This window comes from Bacteroides uniformis (genome assembly GCF_025147485.1).
GTDB classification, from domain to species: domain Bacteria; phylum Bacteroidota; class Bacteroidia; order Bacteroidales; family Bacteroidaceae; genus Bacteroides; species Bacteroides uniformis.
In genome coordinates this window covers 4,387,284-4,406,741 of sequence record NZ_CP102263.1, presented here as the reverse complement: position 1 = coordinate 4,406,741, position 19,458 = coordinate 4,387,284, and the positions used below count along the sequence as shown (strand labels likewise).

The 19,458-nt window shown below is 44.9% G+C and carries 11 protein-coding genes; 6 read left to right on the top strand and 5 right to left on the bottom strand.

From position 1 onward, the window contains the following. Positions 1 to 4 precede the first annotated feature (4 nt). The 4 genes from NQ510_RS17925 (at position 5) to NQ510_RS17910 (ending at position 8,856) form a co-directional block, all read left to right on the top strand. A complete protein-coding gene (locus tag NQ510_RS17925) occupies positions 5 to 1,996 on the top strand; it encodes a RagB/SusD family nutrient uptake outer membrane protein (protein WP_005831973.1) in 1,992 nt (663 codons plus the stop codon). 25 nt (positions 1,997 to 2,021) lie between these two features. Then, positions 2,022 to 2,738, top strand: a complete 717-nt coding sequence (locus NQ510_RS17920) for a DUF3823 domain-containing protein (protein ID WP_005831972.1) — start codon at positions 2,022 to 2,024, stop codon at positions 2,736 to 2,738. 71 nt (positions 2,739 to 2,809) lie between these two features. Continuing rightward, a complete protein-coding gene (locus NQ510_RS17915) occupies positions 2,810 to 5,824 on the top strand; it encodes a glycosyl hydrolase family 28-related protein (RefSeq protein WP_005831969.1) in 3,015 nt (1,004 codons plus the stop codon). Positions 5,825 to 5,853: 29 nt separating this feature from the next. Further along, the gene (locus NQ510_RS17910; RefSeq protein ID WP_005831968.1) at positions 5,854 to 8,856 is read left to right on the top strand and encodes a glycoside hydrolase family 55 protein; all 3,003 of its coding nucleotides are present in this window, start codon (positions 5,854 to 5,856) and stop codon (positions 8,854 to 8,856) included. Between the two features lie 106 nt (positions 8,857 to 8,962). Here the strand turns inward: NQ510_RS17910 and NQ510_RS17905 are convergent, their stop codons facing one another. From NQ510_RS17905 to lnb, 5 genes are all read right to left on the bottom strand, one after another. Further along, positions 8,963 to 9,409 (bottom strand): hypothetical protein, encoded by a 447-nt coding sequence (locus tag NQ510_RS17905; protein WP_005831967.1) that lies wholly within the window; start codon positions 9,407 to 9,409, stop codon positions 8,963 to 8,965. Between the two features lie 66 nt (positions 9,410 to 9,475). Then, a complete protein-coding gene (locus NQ510_RS17900; protein ID WP_008665247.1) occupies positions 9,476 to 10,576 on the bottom strand; it encodes a DUF6340 family protein in 1,101 nt (366 codons plus the stop codon). Positions 10,577 to 10,746: 170 nt separating this feature from the next. After that, positions 10,747 to 14,082, bottom strand: coding sequence for a preprotein translocase subunit SecA (gene secA / locus NQ510_RS17895; RefSeq protein WP_005831963.1), 3,336 nt, complete (start codon positions 14,080 to 14,082; stop codon positions 10,747 to 10,749). Between the two features lie 97 nt (positions 14,083 to 14,179). Continuing rightward, positions 14,180 to 15,748 (bottom strand): alkaline phosphatase family protein, encoded by a 1,569-nt coding sequence (locus tag NQ510_RS17890; RefSeq protein WP_005831961.1) that lies wholly within the window; start codon positions 15,746 to 15,748, stop codon positions 14,180 to 14,182. Then, positions 15,748 to 16,968, bottom strand: coding sequence for a lipoprotein N-acyltransferase Lnb (lnb, locus tag NQ510_RS17885; protein ID WP_005831959.1), 1,221 nt, complete (start codon positions 16,966 to 16,968; stop codon positions 15,748 to 15,750). Before lnb ends, NQ510_RS17890 begins: the two co-directional genes overlap by 1 nt. 505 nt (positions 16,969 to 17,473) lie before the next feature. Between lnb and NQ510_RS17880 the strand changes: the two genes are divergently transcribed. After that, positions 17,474 to 18,205, top strand: coding sequence for a type III pantothenate kinase (locus NQ510_RS17880; protein ID WP_005831955.1), 732 nt, complete (start codon positions 17,474 to 17,476; stop codon positions 18,203 to 18,205). Continuing rightward, positions 18,192 to 19,454, top strand: a complete 1,263-nt coding sequence (locus NQ510_RS17875; protein WP_005831954.1) for a PorV/PorQ family protein — start codon at positions 18,192 to 18,194, stop codon at positions 19,452 to 19,454. Before NQ510_RS17880 ends, NQ510_RS17875 begins: the two co-directional genes overlap by 14 nt. Positions 19,455 to 19,458: the final 4 nt, after the last annotated feature.

Here is a 19,458-nt window from a genome sequence, read left to right as displayed (position 1 = left end):
TACCATGAAAAAAAATATTTTATCGATATTCTCGTTATGTGCATTGATGGGATTGTCCGGTTGTAATGCCTTCTTGGAACTTGAACCGCTGGATAAAGTGTCTCCCGATCAGTTATTGGAGACAGAAGGTGGTGTAAAGGCACTATTGGCAAACATATATACCATGATTCCTATGGAAGATTTTAATTATCGTCCGAATGCTGGTTTTAATCAACGCGGTTATGATGGTGTGAATGAAACTACTAATTTAGCATTTCTTACCGACGAAGCTACCCGTAGTGACGGAGGAGTGGATATAGGTTATGAAGGATTCAATTATTGGCCCTATGGAGATATTCGTCAAGTGAATATTTTTATGCAAAATGTAGAAAAAGCCAAAGAAGCAGGAACAATTTCTGTTGCAGATGCGGATCGTATGACTGGTGAAGCCCATTTTGCACGTGCTTATATGTATTATGGGCTTGTAAAAAGATATGGAGGCGTTCCTCTGATTGACAAAGTGCAGGACGATGATTATGCCGATGGTGGACCGGGCGCTGTGGCAGTTCCCCGCAGTACAGAGTTGGATACTTGGAAATTTGTATTGAATGAGTGCACCCTTGCTGCTGCTACTTTGCCCGATGCGACTTCTGGTTCGGATTTGTATCGCGTAACCAAGTGGGCAGCTTATGCGTTGAAGTCAAGAGTTGCACTTCATGCAGCTTCTGTAGCCAAGTATTGGAATCTGGCACCTTTGGCTGGTGAAGCTGTCACTCAGAAACTGGTGGGTGGAATGACTTCTGCCGATGCCGATGCATTCTATAAAGAATGTATTGAAGCATCTAAGTCCCTTATAGAGAATTCCGGTAAATCTCTTTATAAGCCTGCTCCGGCTACTGTTAAGGAGGCTGCATCAAACTTCCAGGCCTTGTTCCTGAATGACCAGAATGAAGAGGTCATTTTCAGTAAAGCGTATCTTAATGGAACAACCAATACTAATCAGGGACATAGCTATGCTCAGTTTAATATCCTTCCTCAAGTCAATCCGGGCGCTCTGAAATATGGACGTTTCAATCCGATGTTGGAAATCGTTGATTTGTTTGAAGATTATACGGATGACGGCACGGGAAAAAGTGCAAAGATTGTAACTCGTACGGATGGGAATGAAGATGCTTATATCCCTAATTTCCATAATATGAATAATGCTTCTGTAGTGAACACCTTGATGTCGGTACCTTTTGTTAAATATAACGATTTGTATGAACCGTTTGCCAACAAGGATGCACGTCTGTTGGCAAGTGTGGTTGTGCCGGGTTCATCTTATGCCGGCACTGAGATTATTATCCAGGGCGGATTTATTAAGGACAATAATAGCTATGTGGCTTATTCAAACGAGTCTACTCAGAAAAATGGAACAACATATTATGCTTTAGGAGCCGAAGGTGAAACCATGTTCTCTGGATTTAATAATGTGAACAGTGGTGAGGATGCTAATTGGACTGCTACAGGTTTTGGAGTTCGTAAGTATATGCCCGAGGGCGAGAGCATGTCTCCCGACCGTCTTTCGTCCACTACCTCTTATATTGATATGCGTTTGGCAGAAGTCTACCTGAATTATGCTGAGGCTGTTGTGGAAAATGGTAGTGGATTTGGCGATAAGGAATTGGCTGAGAACTATTTGAATGCTTTGCGACGTAGAGCCGGACATACCGACCGGATATCTTTGACATTAGAGAGTGTTTTGAAGGAACGTCGTGTGGAGATGGCGTTTGAAGGAAAGCGTTTTTGGGATATGAATCGTCGTAGGGAATTCCATACTGAGTTCAGCAATAATAGAATTCGTAAAGCTTTGGTGCCGATGCTTGACTTGCGTGGTGCAGAGCCTAAATATGTCTTTGCAAGGGTGAACTACTTTGGTGACGAAACAAGAGGAGGGCGTACTTTCCAGAACATCAACTACTATAGGGGCATACCTAATATTGCCACGAATGGTTTAGTTCAGAATCCAGGTCATTAATTTGAATAATATTAAGTAGAAAGTTATGAAAAAGATATTGTTATTTGTGTCATGCTTCTTATTTGCATTGACATCTTGTGAAATTGATAATTATGAGGGACCGGATGCTTCCATACATGGTTCTATCCTTGACGAACAGACAGGTGAACTTGTAGGTTCCGATATGGAAAACGGTAATGCAATTAAAGTGAGGGAGCATGGATTTACTAATGCTACGGATCAAACCTGGTATATCACAAATACCGGAGAATATCGTAACAATATGGTTTTTGCTGCCACTTATGATGTTCGTTTTGAAAATGGGAATTTTTATCCATTTGAAGTGAAGGATTTTGTTGTTAAGTCAGGGGATAATGTGTATGATTTCAAGGTTATTCCTTATATTCGCGTCAAAAGTCCAAAAGTAGAAAAGAATGGCAATGTAATTACTGCTACATTCTCGTTGGAAGCTGGTAAACAAGAAGTGAAATTGAAAGAGATTCAGTTGTTTGCTTTTTCAGATATGTGGGTAGGTAACAATGTGAAATTGACGTTGAATGGAGGGACTGATAAGCAAGTGTTTAGTCCGAGTACTGCTATAAATAGCGCTGATATTTATACATTGTCCATCGATCTGGGACAAAATGCTGATGTCTTGAAATACAGCAAGAATTATTATTTCCGTATTGGCGCTCTGGCTGATGTTTCGGGTGTGGGCACTGTACGGCATAATTATGCGCCGGTAGTAGTTATAAAATTGTAATTTATAGCAGAGGGAGACGTTCTGCTTGACGGCAGAACGTCTTTTTTTATCCATACATTAAAAATAAGACCATGAAGAAATTGAACACGATTATTTTAATTTTGCTGGGGATGATATGTACTCAGTTGTATGCTGTACAATTGAATTCGATTTATCCTCTAAAACCCAATGACTCCGAAGCTTTTTATTTCACTCCCGAGAACTATCCTATAAAGGCGGATGGAAAGATGGATGTATCGGATGCTTTGCAGGCAGCGATTAATCAAGTGAAGAAAGAAAAGAATTTCGGAATCCTTTTTATCCCTGAAGGTAAATATAAAATCAGCAAGACCATTTATATTCCTACGGCTATTCGTTTGATTGGCTATGGAAAGAATCGCCCGGAATTTATTCTGGCTAAGAATTCTCCGGGTTTTCAGGAGGAAGTAGCTGATGATAAAGGAAAAGCTAAATACATGTTCTGGTTTACGGGAGCCGTTGTCAAGGAAGGTGAGAAACCCCGTGATGCCGGTGCCAGTACGTTCTACAGTGCCATGTCGAATATCAACTTGCGCATAGAAGATGGTAATCCGCATGCAGTGGCGCTACGCACACACTTTGCCCAACACAGTTTTATCAGTTATGTGGCCGTATACATAGGTAAAGGCAAGGCTGGTCTGTTCGATGTGGGCAATGAGTTGGAAAACGTTGCTTTTTACGGGGGAGATTATGGCATTTATACGACAAAAGCTTCTCCCGGATGGCCGGTAATGATGGTCGACTCTTATTTTGAGGGACAACGTGTAGCTGCTCTTCGTTGTCAGGAGTCCGGTTTGGCAATGGTGAATCTGTATGCCAAGAATGTTCCGGCTGTATTTGATATTGACCCTAATTATTGCGACAAGTTATTTTTGGAAAACAGCTATTTTGAAAATGTAAGTGGTCCGGCAGTGGTGATTACCAACGAGAACAACAGCAACAATCAGATAACCTTTCGCAATGTATATTGTAAGAATGTACCGACCTTGGCGAAATATACCCGTAGCAATACGGCCACCCATGTTTCTCATAAAATCTATAAGGTAAAGTCATACGACCACGGCTTGCAGATGGATGACATGGTGGATATGCCGGAATATGAAACGTTGGTTGATATTGAACCGATACAGAAGATGCCGGTTGCCCAACTGATGGACATCCCTGCACTGCCTGCAATGGCAACATGGGTAAATCTGCGCGAATTCGGTGCAAAGGGAGATGGGGAAACGGATGATACGAAGGCCATCCAGGAGGCTATTGACAAGTACGATAATATCTATGTGCCCCAGGGCTGGTATCGCATTACCGAAACTTTGAAGATGAAGCCCGATACCAAGTTGATAGGCCTGCATCCTTTTGGCACTCAGTTCCGGCTGGACGAAAGTACTGCTGCATTCAGTGGTTTTGGCGGTCCGAAAGCGATGGTGGAATCTTCGGAAGGCGGTGCAAATATGCTGATGGGCATTGGTATCAATACCGGCGGTTATAACTATCGTGCTGTAGGTGTGAAGTGGATGGCAAATGCAGATTCTTATATGAATGACGTGAAGTTTGTAGGCGGGCATGGCGGTTTATGGAAACCTAAACCGGGTGTTGAGGAACCACGTGGCCGGTGGAACAGACCGGCTCGTATCAGTTCTCCCGATAATCCGGTAGCGGCTTCGGGCATGGATCTTGCTTGGGACAACCAGTATTGGAGTCTGTGGGTGACCAACAACGGTGGTGGCACCTTTAAAGATATCTGGACAGCAAGCACATATGCCACCAATGGTTTCTATGCCAACAATACTTCTACTCCGGGGCGTATCTATGCCATGTCCATCGAGCATCATGTAAGAAATGAAGTACGTTTCAGCAAGGTGTCCAACTGGAAGGTGTATTGCATGCAAACCGAGGAAGAGAGCCGCGAAAGTACCGATTGCCAACCGATAGAGATGGACGACTGCAAAGATGTGACCTTTGCAAACTTGTATATGTTCCGCGTTATCCGTGTCAATGAACCGTATCACAGTTCTGTACGTATCCGCAATTGCGAGAACATCGCATTTCTGAACCTGCATAACTATTCTCAGATTAAATATACGAATAACATTGCAGTGTTCGATGTCAACAAAGACATTGACATCCGCCCGTGGGAACTTTCTCGCTTGATTGTAACCGGAAAAGAACCTCATCAGCAATCGTTAGGCAATGAAATAGGTAAGGTGAACCAATTGGCTTCCGATTTGGAATTTGCCGAAGGCATTGCGCGCGACAGTAAAGGTAACATTTACTTCTGCGACCATCGGATGCGTCGTATCTTTAAGTGGTCGGTAGAGACAAACAGCTTGTCGCTGCTGGCAGATTTCCCGTGGAAACCCTCCAACCTGGCTTTTGATTCAGAAGATAATCTATTGGTATTGTTCAGATATGATGCGCAGCCGGGATATCTGATTAATGGTAAGCCGGAGGAAATGCCGGTAATGCCTGATACAAAAGGTACTTCTTTCAGCGGATATGGTAATTCCGCATATACAATGAGAGTCTACTCCATTGACCCGGAAAATCCGGAAGAGACCATCAAACTGTTGCCGCGTGTTCCGATGGGTCAAGTGAAGAACGTGTATAAGGCTCTTTATCCTTCTAACCGTTGGAGAGACTTCCACGATTTCAATGCGGTGTCGGTCTATGTTCCTGAAATGTGCTTCCTGGCACCGGATGGAAAAACTATCATTCCTCATTATTTCGACTTGTCACGTAGTTCTTCCCTGCTGGAAGCCTATCCGGGAAAGCCTTTCTATACATCTGATGAATATGACCGCAGAATGGTGAAGATGGATGTGGCCAATGACGGCACGCTCTCCAACTTGAGCTATTTTGTGGAGCAGGGCGAATTTGGTTCTGCTGTAGATAAGGAAGGGAACTTGTATGTGGCTGACGGAGAAATATATGTATTTGATAAGGATGGCAAGAAGAAAGGGATGATTCGTGTTCCCGAACGTCCGTCCACATTACAGTTTGGCGGTAAGGATGGCAATACATTGTTTGTCACAGGCCGTTCCAAGTTCTTTGGTGTACGTATTAAATAAGGAAAATCCATATTAAAACAATCTGTGTAATGAGAAATTATCAAATAATGAGATACCTGCTGATAGTCTGTTGGATTATCGGTAATATGCCGTCCGGGTGGGCGGCAGAGGGTGGTTCCACCTATACGCAAAGACCGGACGATCCGGAAGCATTCTACTTTACCCCGGAGAATTACGGCTTCAAGGCTGATGGAAAGTCCGACGTGACCGATGCACTTCAAGAGGCAATCAATCAGGTGAAGCGCGAAAAGAACTTTGGGATACTGTTTCTGCCGGAAGGAAATTATCGTATTAGCAAGACGATTCAAATTCCCTCATCCATTCGGCTGATTGGTTATGGGAAGAAACGGCCGGTGATTTATTTGGGAGCCGATACACCCGGTTTCCAGACTACTCAAAATTATATGATATGGTTTACGGGAGGGCTGGCACAAGAGGGCAGGAAGCCTTCGGATGCCGGTGCAGGTACTTTCTATAGTGCGGTGTCCAATGTGGATTTCCGTATAGACAAAGGTAATCCTCAAGCCGTCGCCATTCGTGCGCATTTTGCCCAGCATGGATTTATCAATCATTGCGACATTCGGATTGGTTCGGGGAAAGCCGGCATGTATGATGTTGGCAATGAACTGGAAGACGTCAGGTTTTATGGCGGTGAATATGGGATAATTTCCTCCAGGACTTCTCCGGGATGGCCTATGATGATGGTCGATACTTACTTTGAGGGGCAGAGAAAGGCGGCTGTCTATTCAAAAGAGGTGGGGTTTGCCATCGTCAATATGCATGTGAAGAATACGCCCGTTGCCTTTGAAATGGCAGAGAATCTGGCAGACCGTCTTCATGTGGAGAATTCGTTGTGGGAGAATATTTCGGAAGCCGGTGTCAGGGTGAGCGTAGAGGGAAATACTTTTTCGCAATTGAATCTGGTGAATGTGGATTGCAGGAATGTTCCCGTACTGGTGGGCTATGCTCAAAGTGGAAAGAAAGTTGCCGGAAAAGCAAAAATGTACAGAGTCAAGGAGTTTACTTACGGTCTGGTGTATCAGGATTTGAATGATGCTTCTTCTTTCAGGGAAATATGTGAAATAGAGCCGGTGGCAAAACTGCCGGTTACACTTGGCAAGGACCTTCCGGTTCTTCCGGCAATGGAGACATGGGTCAATATCCGAGACTTAGGGGCAAAAGGTGATGGCGAGACTGATGATACGGAAGTTTTTGAGAAAGCTGTCTCTTTGCATAAAAACATCTATGTGCCCCAGGGTTGGTATCGCCTGACGAGAACGTTGAAGCTGTCTCCCGGTACTAAGCTGATTGGGCTGCATCCTTTTGGGACTCAATTTCTGTTGAAGGAAAGCGAGCCTGCATTCAGTGGTTTCGGCGTGCCTGTGCCTTTGGTTGAATCTTCCGAAGGTGGCGACGACATGCTGAATGGCATAGGTATTAATACCGGTGCGTATAATTACCGTGCTGTCGGCTGTAAATGGATGGCGGGTGAGCGCTCGTACTTGAATGATGTGAAGTTTGTAGGCGGGCACGGTACCTTGCGCAAACCTGCTCCGAATGCTTCCGGACAGTCGTCTTACCGCAGGGACGAGCGTCGGATTAGTTCCCCGTCTTCTCCGGTCATGGAAACCGGTAAGGATATGGCTTGGGACAACCAGTATTGGAGTTTGTGGATTACAAACAATGGCGGCGGGACAATTAAGGATGTTTGGACAGCCAGTACGTATGCTGCCAGTGGGCTTTATATTAGCGAAACGAAGACTCCGGGACGTATTTATGCCATGTCTTTGGAGCATCATGTCCGTACTGAAGCCCGTTTCCATAATGTGGCCAACTGGAAAATTTATGCTTTCCAGTTTGAGGAAGAAGGTCGTGAAGGGCCTGATTGTTATATGGCAGAAATGTCCAATTGTCAAAATATCGAAATGGTAAATGTGTGGATGTATCGCGTTATCCGTGCCTTTATGCCGAAGAGGATAGGTTTCCGCATATGGGATTGCAAGAATATCACTTTCCGTAATATGCACAATTATACGCAGATATTACCAGTCATAGAGTTTCCTATATATGATATGAATAAGAAGTTGCCCGTTTATTCGTGGGACTTTGCCCGTCTCACTGTTTCGGGTAGCGAGAAGAGCCTTCGCCCTTCCTGCACGGTCATGGACAAGCCAGTGAAGCTGGCTACCGGTTTTGAACTAGCCTCCGGAGCTACTACCGACAGTAAAGGAAATATCTACTTCTGTGAAAACCGTCTGAAGAAAATCTATAAATGGTCGGCAGACACGGAGCAGATTACTTTGATAGCCGATTATCCCTGGAAGCCTTTTACATTGGCTACTGATACGCAAGACAATCTACTGGTTATTTTCCGCTATGACCCTCAGCCGGGTTATCTGGTGAACGGCAAGCAGGAAACGGTAGTGCGCTTGCCGGATGATAATCCGATGTACAGTGGTTGGGGTAACAGTGGCTGGAGTGCTTGGGGGTATTCTTTTAATCCGGATAACGTGGATGCTACGATGAAGCCTATGCCACGTGTCGTTACAGCCAGTATGAAGAATATACAGAAAGTCATTCACCCTTCCAGTCGTTGGAGAGGTGACTTTGACAAGGTGGTTGCCAGTATGCCTGAGTATAGTTTTGTCGCTCCGGATGGCGTGACAATTATTCCGGATACCTATGATTTGGGGCGTTCTTGTGCTTTGACTGTTACAGTGCCCGGTCAGTCAGAACCGGTTTATATTGTAAATGAGATGAATAAAACGACAGTACAACTTTCTGTTGGTGTGGATGGCCGTTTGACAGAACAAGGAATAATATGTCCTTATGGCCAATACAGTAATGTGACTGATGCTGACGGGAATGTTTATGTTGCTGATGGTGAAATATTTGTCTATGACAAATCTGGTAAAGAGCAGAGACGTATTCAGATAGAAGAACGCCCGATTTCCTTGGCAATTGGTGGAAGGCAGAAGGATATGCTTTTTGTTACCACCTCAAGTTCTTTCTATGGAATTAAGATACGTTAGGTATTGTATAGGTAAAAAAGAATTAGCCCCTGCGGTCGTTTTATATCGCAGGGGCTAATTTATTATAAGAAGGTCTCTTTTCCTTATAGGCTGATTGTTTGGAATATTATTTTTCCAGCAGCTCTTTCAGAAAAGAATCCAGTTCCTCATCCAATCCTTTCAGTAGCTCTTCATTGACCAATAGAGTATCATCATCCATCAGCAACAGTTCTGCTATTGTTTCTCTATCATCATCCACCAGTACAAAAGAGAATGGTTTCAGAATAGTCAGCTTGTCGAACTTTCCTTCATTTTTCATGTTGCAGAGCAGTGAGGACAAGATACGCTCTACATTTTCGTAGAAATCATCCCCCTCGTATGTCATCCATTCTTCAATGGAAGTATTGGCAAGCTCTTCATCTTCATCATCAAAGATAGACAGTTCGCCCGAATTCTGATTCGGTTGCAGATGAATGTCTGTAACGATAGTCTGTTCGCAACCGCAGGTGTATTTGCCGATTGCTTTTTTAAGAGTGTCCTCCAAGAGTGCTAATGACGATTGACTGAGCTTCATAATAACTTTCTTTTCTTAATGGTTGTTCAAAGGTATAAAAAAAACGGTTATCTCTGCATCATTTGACTAAAAATCATCATCAAATCTGTTCATTTGCATGTTCAGGCGTGCCATTCCCTCTTTTCGTTTCTCCAATTCGTCTACATACATGCTGATAAAGATATAATAGGAGATGGTTCCATCATGTATTTCGCCTGTCTCTTTTTTGTCTGTCTTGCTTTTCTCACGGGCAAGGGTTTGCGCTTTTAATGCCCATTCCAAGGCAGTATCTATGCTGTCTTGCATTTCGTAGCCCAAAGCGGTGTTATAGGCTGCATACATTTTCTGTTTTCCTTTTTTTGTTTCGTAGGTCTGCTTCCAGAGCTCTACTGCTTTACTCCAATTTTCTTCTTTGGCATATACGGCTGCGTCACGCATATTTACAGAACCACCACTGAAGAGATAGCGGTTACTGGTTTTCCAATAGGGGAGTAGATGTCTTACCGGAACCGTTCCTGCAAATTCAGATGCTTGCTTCACCATGTCTTCTTCGCTGATGAGGCGGGAACGTACTGACGCTTCACCATTTCCTGCCTCTTCCCAGAAAATACTGTCATTGCTGTTGACGGTCACCATAGGACCTTTGCGGTTAGGTAAATATATTCTGACGGTAGTATATACCTTTACATCCACTGTGCCGAGGAACACACCCCAGTCGGGCATATAACTTATCTTGCGATTGGAACGCATTTGTATGTTTTCCAGGGCTATCAGGAAATCTACGTCCAAATTCTGTGTAAGTTCCAGTACTTCATCTCTCGATAATGTGCTTTCGCGGGGATTGATGTCTTTACTCCGGAGGGCAGAGTCGCATATCACAACCTCTTCAAAGTAGTTTTCGTTGGCAAGGGCCTCTGCAAGGGATTCGGTTGTTATTGCGGCGTCTCCATTGTAGTAGTTGGTGAGGCGTGCCACCTCATTCTCGCTTTTTTTCTGTTCTTCCTCAGTGATGATGAGTTTGTTGTCCGGTACGTTTGGCATGTTGTTGACAACAGCCACACGTTTCAGTGTTGCCGGGAAACTGACTTCTGCCGGAAGCATATAATCAATGGACAGTTGTTCTACACTCTGGCAGCTGCCTAACAGCAGAGACCCCATCAATAACAGACAATAGTGATATTTGGTCATAGTCTTTGGTTTTGTTCTTTGGAGCAAAAGTACTCTTTTAGCTGAATATTCAAAAGCTGGAACGAATAAAAAATGTGATAATGTGGTAGGAGAAAAAGTGATAGGGTGATAAAAGATACCTGACGGTATCATCTTATCACCCTATCGCCTTATCATTTTATAGCTTTGCTTTATGCATTCCGTCCGTGGCAGTTTTTGTATTTCTTACCGCTTCCGCAAGGACAAGGATCATTGCGTCCTACGGTCTTCTCGGCACGGATAGGTTCGCGTCTTGGTTGTTCACGTGTATCTTGTGCCGCAGCGGCCTGCTGGTTCGGGTCATTCAAATCAACCTTCTGTTCGCGATACTTGCTCATATCCTGGCGTTGTTCCGGAGCAGCCTGGCGCACCTCTACTTGGCGGGGAGCCTGGGGAGCCTCAGGGGCTTCAGCCGGAGCCTCTTGTACCGGGATTTGTCCACGCATTAAGATAGAGATAGTCTGATTATTAATCTTATTCACCATGGCATCAAACAAGTTCACAGATTCCAGCTTGTAAATCAGCAGCGGGTCTTTCTGCTCGTAACTTGCATTCTGCACGGAGTGTTTCAGCTCGTCCAGCTCGCGCAGGTTTTCTTTCCATGCTTCGTCGATGACGTGCAGCAAGATGGATTTCTCGAATGACTTCACCACCTCCTTACATTCTGTCTCATAAGCTCTCTTCAGGTTGCAGGAGATGTTATACATACGTTTTCCGTCTGTGATGGGGATAAGTATGTTTTCGTACATGTGTCCCTGCGTTTCGTATACTTGTTTGATGACCGGATAGGCTATCTGTGCCATACGTTCTGTCTTGCGTTTGAAGAGTTCCATGGCAGCGTCAAAAGTTCTGTCTGCCAGTTTTTCTTTCTTCTCATTACGGAATTCCTCTTCGGTGAAAGGTACTTCCATGGCAAGTGTCTGGAGCACATCCATCTTGCAGTTTTCGTAGTCGGGCGCTTCAATGGCATTGGCACAACGGTCCCAAATCATGTTCACGATATCCATGCCGATACGTTCGCCCATCAAAGCGTGGCGGCGTTTGGTGTAGACTACTGTACGTTGCTTGTTCATCACGTCGTCATATTCCAACAGACGCTTACGGATGCCGAAGTTGTTTTCCTCAACTTTCTTTTGTGCACGTTCAATGGACTTGGAAATCATGCCGTGTTCAATCATTTCACCTTCTTTGAAACCCAGTTTGTCCATTACACTGGCAATGCGGTCACTGGAGAACAAACGCATCAGGTCATCTTCCAAAGATACGAAGAATACAGAAGAACCCGGGTCGCCTTGACGTCCTGCACGACCACGTAACTGACGGTCCACACGGCGTGATTCGTGGCGTTCTGTACCGATGATGGCAAGACCGCCTGCAGCTTTCACTTCCGGACTCAGCTTGATGTCGGTACCACGGCCGGCCATATTGGTAGCGATGGTTACAGCACATTTCAAACCGGCAGTAGCCACAATATCCGCTTCCTTCTGATGCAGTTTGGCATTCAATACACTATGTTCAATCTTACGCATGGTAAGCATTTTGCTCAACATTTCAGAGATTTCAACAGAAGTGGTACCCACCAGTACGGGGCGTCCTGCTGCCACCATTTTTTCTATCTCTTCGATGACTGCTTTATATTTTTCACGTTTTGTCTTGTAAACGCGGTCATTCATGTCATTACGGGCAATGGGGCGGTTAGTCGGAATAACCACTACATCCAGTTTGTAGATGTCCCACAACTCGCCGGCTTCTGTTTCTGCCGTACCGGTCATACCGGATAGTTTGTGGTACATACGGAAATAGTTCTGTAATGTAATGGTGGCAAAAGTCTGGGTGGCAGCTTCTACTTTCACGCCTTCTTTGGCTTCGATGGCTTGGTGCAAACCGTCAGAATAACGACGTCCTTCCATGATACGTCCCGTCTGCTCATCCACAATCTTCACTTGGCCGTCAATTACCACATATTCGTCATCTTTCTCGAACATGGTGTATGCCTTCAACAGTTGGTTGATGGTATGCACACGTTCGCTTTTGATGGCATAGTTGGTCATCAGGGCATCCTTCTTTTCAAGGCGCTGTTCGTCTGTCAGCTCTGTTTCGTTTTCCAAGGCAGAGAGTTGCGCTGTGATATCGGGGAGTACGAAGAAAGTGGGGTCCTCTACATTGCTACTAATCAAGTCTACGCCCTTGTCCGTCAAATCCACGCTGTTCATTTTCTCTTCGATAACGAAGTACAGCGGGTCAGTCACCTCGTGCATGCGCTTGTTGTTCTGCTCCATGTAGATTTCTTCGGTCTTCAGCATACCGGCCTTGATGCCTTGTTCGCTGAGGAACTTGATGAGTGCCTTGTTCTTGGGCAGGCACTTGTGACTGCGGTACAAAGCGAGGAAGCCTTCTTCCTGGTCTTTCTTATCGTTTGATGCAATCAGGCGCTTGGCATCGGCCAGGTATTGGGTAGCCAGTTTTTTCTGAGCTTCTACCAGACGTTCCACTTGCGGGCGGAGCTGTTCGAAGAGTTGGTCATCGCCTTTGGGAACCGGTCCGGAGATAATCAGCGGAGTACGGGCATCATCAATCAATACTGAGTCCACCTCATCGACAATGGCATAATTATGTTGGCGTTGTACCAGGTCTTTGGGGCTGATAGCCATGTTGTCACGCAGGTAGTCGAAACCGAATTCATTGTTTGTACCGAACGTGATATCTGCCAGATAAGCTTTGCGACGGGCATCAGAGTTGGGCTGGTGCTTGTCGATGCAATCTACACTCAAACCGTGGAACATGTAAAGAGGACCCATCCATTCGGAGTCACGTTTTGCCAGATAGTCGTTCACTGTTACCACGTGCACGCCGTTACCAGTCAGGGCATTGAGGAATACCGGTAGGGTAGCTACCAATGTCTTACCTTCACCGGTTGCCATTTCGGCAATCTTACCTTTATGTAGAACCACACCACCGAATAGCTGTACATCATAATGTACCATGTTCCATACAGTATCGTTACCACCTGCTATCCAATGGTTCTGGTAGATGGCTTTATCGCCTTCGATGCGTACAAAGTCTTTAGTGGCAGCCAGTTGGCGGTCAAAATCGGTAGCTGTAACCACTATTTCTTCATTTTCAGAGAATCGTTTGGCTGTTTCCTTTACAATAGAGAAAGCGGTGGGTAATACTTCGTCCAGCGCTTTTTCATAAATCTCCAATATCTCTTTCTCGATTTTGTCGATTTGGTTGAAGAGGTCTTCGCGTTTTTCCAGTTCGGTATCTTCAACGCTGGCTTTCAGTTCTTCCACTTTGGCGCGTTGTTCGGCTGCCGAATCGTGGATGTAGGCTTTCAGTTCTTCTGTCTTGGCGCGTAGGGCGTCGTTGTCGAGTTTGGCTACTTCCGGGTAAGCGGCTTTGATTTTCTCCACCCACGGTTGTATTTCTTTCATGTCGCGTGTGGATTTGTTGCCGAAAATCGAGCTTAAAAATTCATTAAATCCCATTATATATTTGTTTTTATTATTATTGCTGAGTTAGTTGAGCGTGCAAAGTTACTGATTTCTATACAGATTATCCAGATTTGCACAGATTATTTTAGAATCAAAAGTCAAGGGGAGATGCTGTACTTGCATTAGGGGCGCGGATGCGCATTACACTTGCCAAGGTAGGGGCAATGCGGTCAATACTGATGGGGGTACGGATGGTTTCAGCCTTCATTCCTCCTCCCAATAAAATGAGGGGAGCAGGAATATCGGCCGTACGTACTACACGGTTATCAGTACTATTTTCCTGCATGATAGTCCAGCCCGGGAGTATTTCAATGAGCAAATCGCCAGAGCGCTTGCGATGAAAACTATTGCGTATACGTTCTATTTGCGGTGACCAGGGGCCCAAAAGCAGGCGATGAGCTGAATATACTTCGCTCACGCCACTAAACTGAACCAGAAATTCGGCAGATTTTTCTTGAATTTCAGTCAGGCTCAACTGCTTGTTCTCAATAAGTTTATGGTTGAGATAGATTTGTTGGTCATAATAAGCTTCCACATATTGTCCCTCGCCATAGGATGCCATGAGGTACATGTTTAGCAGGGCGGCACAGCGGTTCAGGTAGAATTCACCACCCGGTATCCGGTATACGCCCGGGTCGGCTGCTTCCGGGTCGGCATAGCCGGTGGAGGTGATGCAGAAAAGTACGTTGTGGAGCCCAACTTTACGTTCTATGAGCTCTAATAAGGAAGCTATACTACGGTCCAGTCGCACGTAGGTGTCTTGCATTTCCATGGCACATTCCTGCGTACTTCGGTGGTTATAATTTCCTGCGTAGTAAGTCAGCGATAATAGGTCGGGCACGTCATCTTGTCCGATAGTGCTCTTATTTAGCAGCTCTTCGGTCAGCAGGTTGACTTCCTCATTGATGAAAGGGCTGGTTATCAAGCGGCGGAACTTGTTTGTCCGTTCACCATCCAGCTTGTATTTGAATGGCTCGTTGCGCCATTCGGGCAGAAATGTATAGTTGGTAAAAGGAAGTGCAGGTGTCCATACCATATCCTTGATACGGTAGTCAGGAGATTTCCGGTCGTTGTATTGGCTCAGCCACCACGGAAATTCATTATAATAAGTCGTACTGCACCATTTTCCGGTATTGTTATTAAGCCAGAAAGCACCGTTCCCCGCGTGCCCGGCACCCAATATGGCGGCATCGCGGAAAGGCGCGATGGCATAGACCAGACCTTTGTTGCGGGTAGCTATTTTCAGCTCGTCGGCAATAGTAGAGGTCAGTAATTGGGAGGGGGAAGTGCTTTCGTCGGTATAGTTGCCCATGAAGTTGGGGTCTTCTACACAGTTTATGGGGCGTAGTGTACCTGCATCCAGCCACTGCTCTGCAATGATGCCGTTCATGGACGGTGTTGTCCCGGTATAGATGGCGGCAATGGCCGAGGCTCGGTCCGTTCCGCAAAAAGGAAATTCTGCTTGACGGAATACTTTACCTTCACGCAGTAAGCGCTTAAACCCCTTTTCTCCGTATAAGGACGAAAATGCTTCCATATAGTCTGTACGCAACTGGTCAATGGTCAATGTTACCACCAGCTTTGGGGAGGCAGGCAGCGGTTGGGCTTGCAGACCACTGAATGTAAGTGCGAGTATGGAAGTTATCAGTCCTTTTTTCATTACTTTCGTTTGTATGTTAGAATGAGGTTGCTTGCAGAACGTATCAGCAAACACAGTGCCAAAGGTAATACTGCTGGCGGAATTCTCTGCGGAATTATTGTCCAAAGCCCTATAAAAAGTGTTAAAACTGCAAAATTAACCAGCATATAGCGGCTTATTTCCCTTTTTCGTACCCTGGATAGCATGAATGGAAGGCAGAAAAGGTGAAATGGATGGAATACAAATAATATATAATTGGGACTTACTGCCGGATGCTGTGAGAATAGTGCTAAAAATGCCAGTATACATCCAGCCATTCCGGCAACCAAGAAGAGTATGAGGTCTATGCCCCAAAGAGTCTTCCCTCTTCGTATGCCGTAAATGCTGATGCCTGCTACAAGTATCAGTAATAGCGAAGCCGACTGCATCGGTGTGATGCCTCTGCTGACGAAGTCGGCTGGTGTTTTACCCGTTATTACGATTTTTTCTTCTTTAGCAACCAGTGGCCGTGTTTGTCCTTCTTTGTCCACAATCTGCGCTTTATTGAAATACTCCTGCATGTAGAAGGGGACGAACATTACCAGCCGCCGGTTGATGGGTTCGTCTGCTTTGCTGCCCATGCATAGGTCCATGCCGAAACGTGACCACAAATGGCCTTCACTGTATTTATGCAGCAAATCCCTGAAAGAGATTCCCGTACTGTTAGCAGTCATATTGTCAGCGTATTGCAGAGTGCCGTTGATGGCACGCTCTATCTGGTCCCGCGGGCGGGTGGCACAATTGTCGTAGAAAAAATTGTAGCGGTATACTCGGTTTTCAGGGCGGTAGTTCTCTGTCAATAGTGCTATCAGGCGTTCTTTTTCCTCTTCTGTTAGGTTTAACGTTTGTTGCCAGACATCGCGTCCCAGATAGTTGTATTCGGCGGCGAAATGCTCATAATCGGTTACTCCAAGTTGATAATCCGTTTCTCCCAAGGCAAAACGGAAGATGAAGTTAGGGGCGTTGAAGTTGAACATGCCGTAATTGAAGACGGCGTCAATGCCACGTGTATAGTTCTCGTACCGTATGGCAGTGTGTCCGAATAGGGAATAAATCTCTCCTCCTGCAGCGCAAGTCAGTAGGCTGACGCGTACGGAGTCTGTTGCAGCAGTCTTTTGCTGTTGTGTCACCTGGGCATTTGCTGAAGGCAAACAGAAGAAAAAGATTGCTATATATATATGTATAAGTAGGCTTCGTTTCATGCTGCAAACTTACGGAAAAAACTAATATTATCCCAATTTGTGATTAGGAACTAAAGCGGTTATTCGCGTTATCCCGGTCATCTGTGTCCGAAGAATCTTTTTTAATTATGAACTTGATACAATTCTTAATTCGCATTATTGGTTGTTTTGAATCAACTGTCGAGTACGAGTGGTAGGTATTTTCTATTTACAAACGATACGGGTGCAAGAAATAGTGGTATATTGAACCTGATTCAGTCGTATACTGAATGCCATTCAATCGTATACTGAATAGGGCTCAGTCGTATACTGAATGTAGCGCATTTAGCTGTATTGATAATCAGGTGGTTGTGGTATGATGTTGCGGCTTTAATAAATCTCAACAGAATGTAGAAGTGGCATTGTGGTTGTTTGGTGTGGATGTGAATAAGAATTCTTGTGCAGTTGTTCTTCTAATAAAGAGATGGTTTCTGCTGAATTTCAATATTAATGTTATATCTTTGCGCCGCTAAATTTATGCAATACGGTGAATCTCATTATTGATATAGGAAATACAATCGCCAAGATGGCGGTGTTTGATGGTGGACGTATCGTGGAGGTGGTGTATGACTCCAATCTGACGTTGGAACGGTTGCCTGAAGTATGCCGTACATATACGATTGAAAAAGCGATAGTGGCTACTGTCATTGATTTGAGTAGAGAGGTGTTGTCGCAACTGGAAGATATGGCTGTCCCCATTCTGTGGCTCAATGAAAAGACTTCTCTTCCGGTAGAAAACCTCTATGAAACTCCCCGGACGCTGGGGTATGATCGTATGGCGGCGGTGGTAGGAGCCAATGAGCAATTTCCTGGCAGGGATATACTGGTGATTGATGCCGGTACCTGTATCACTTATGAGTTTGTCGATGCTGCTGCCCGCTATCATGGCGGGAATATCTCTCCCGGCCTGCAGATGCGTTTCAAGGCGCTTCATCAGTTTACCGGACGGCTTCCAATGGTGGCTCTTGAGGGGCGGATGGTGCCCATGGGGAAGGATACCGATACGGCTATCCGTGCCGGAGTACTGAAGGGTATTGAATATGAAATTTCAGGTTACATTACGGTTATGAAGCATAAATATCCTGAACTTTTGGTTTTTTTAACGGGCGGGGATGATTTTTCTTTTGATACAAACTTAAAAAGTATCATCTTTGCAGACAGATTTTTAGTGTTGAAAGGATTAAATAGAATTTTAAACTATAATAATGACAGGCTATAGACAAACACTGTTAGTGCTCTTGCTCACGATATTATCAGGAGCGGCAGTCGCTCAAAATAATACAAATTCTCCCTATACACGATATGGATATGGACAGTTATCTGAACAAGGCTCGAGCAACAGTAGGGCGATGGGTGGTATTGCCTATGGTTTACGGGACAAGTATCAGACTAACTTTGCTAATCCTGCATCCTATACGGCGGTAGATTCGCTGACTTTTATCTTCGATGGAGCAGTCTCTCTACAGAATACAAATCTCAGTAACGGTACTCTGAAACGAAATGCCAAGAATTCCAGTTTTGACTATATCACGATGCAGTTTCGTGCAAGTAAATGGGCTGCCATAAGCTTGGGGTTGCTGCCTTATTCAAACGTTGGATACAGTATGGGAGAATATCGGGAAGATACGGAATTTCCAGACAAATCTACTACGGTAAGCTATTCGGGAGAAGGAGGCTTGCACCAGCTTTATTTAGGTGCCGGTTTTAAAATAATTAAAAATCTTTCTGTCGGTGCGAATTTTTCGTATCTTTGGGGAGATATAACAAGAACCGCTGCGGAGACCTTTCCGTCCAGTTCAAGTGTATTTCCTATTACAATACAGTCTAATGTGGCTGTAAAGAGTTATAAGTTGGATTTTGGAGCGCAGTACACTCACCAGTTTGGGAAAAAACATGTTGCAACGTTGGGAGTTGTCTTTTCTCCGGGGCATGATCTGAGTAACGATGCGTACGAAGTTACGCAGACTGGTAATAGCAATACGGGAGCTACTTCGGTAACAAGGGATACTGTCGTTACTTGTGGCATTCCGACAACATTTGGCGCAGGTGTGACCTACGTGTACGACAACCGACTGACTGTAGGCGCGGATGTAATGTTCCAGAATTGGAGTAAAGTGAGTTATATGAACAATGACGAGGCGTTTTGCGACCGTGGAAGAATATCCGTTGGTGCAGAGTATCTGCCGAATCCTATGGGACGAAGTTATTTGTCTCATGTGAAGTATCGTTTGGGAGCTTATTATTCCAAACCTTATTATAAGATAGACGGTGTACGTGCCGCTGATGAATATGGCGTTACTGCCGGTTTTGGATTGCCCATACCGAGAACCCGTTCCGTATTGAGTCTTTCTGCACAATACGTGCGAACCAAAGGAACCCAAGCAGCGTTCTTGAACGAAAATACATTGCGCATTTGTATCGGAGTAACCTTTAACGAACGTTGGTTCTTCAAGCGTAAAGTGGATTAATGGA

Excerpts from the sequence above, each read along its gene's own strand:
- NQ510_RS17925 (WP_005831973.1), top strand. The coding sequence starts at position 5 with ATGAAAAAAAATATTTTATCGATATTCTCGTTATGTGCATTGATGGGA.
- NQ510_RS17920 (WP_005831972.1), top strand. The coding sequence starts at position 2,022 with ATGAAAAAGATATTGTTATTTGTGTCATGCTTCTTATTTGCATTGACA.
- NQ510_RS17915 (WP_005831969.1), top strand. The coding sequence starts at position 2,810 with ATGAAGAAATTGAACACGATTATTTTAATTTTGCTGGGGATGATATGT.
- NQ510_RS17910 (WP_005831968.1), top strand. The coding sequence starts at position 5,854 with ATGAGAAATTATCAAATAATGAGATACCTGCTGATAGTCTGTTGGATT.
- NQ510_RS17905 (WP_005831967.1), bottom strand. The coding sequence starts at position 9,409 with ATGAAGCTCAGTCAATCGTCATTAGCACTCTTGGAGGACACTCTTAAA.
- NQ510_RS17900 (WP_008665247.1), bottom strand. The coding sequence starts at position 10,576 with ATGACCAAATATCACTATTGTCTGTTATTGATGGGGTCTCTGCTGTTA.
- secA (WP_005831963.1), bottom strand. The coding sequence starts at position 14,082 with ATGGGATTTAATGAATTTTTAAGCTCGATTTTCGGCAACAAATCCACA.
- NQ510_RS17890 (WP_005831961.1), bottom strand. The coding sequence starts at position 15,748 with ATGAAAAAAGGACTGATAACTTCCATACTCGCACTTACATTCAGTGGT.
- lnb (WP_005831959.1), bottom strand. The coding sequence starts at position 16,968 with ATGAAACGAAGCCTACTTATACATATATATATAGCAATCTTTTTCTTC.
- NQ510_RS17875 (WP_005831954.1), top strand. The coding sequence starts at position 18,192 with ATGACAGGCTATAGACAAACACTGTTAGTGCTCTTGCTCACGATATTA.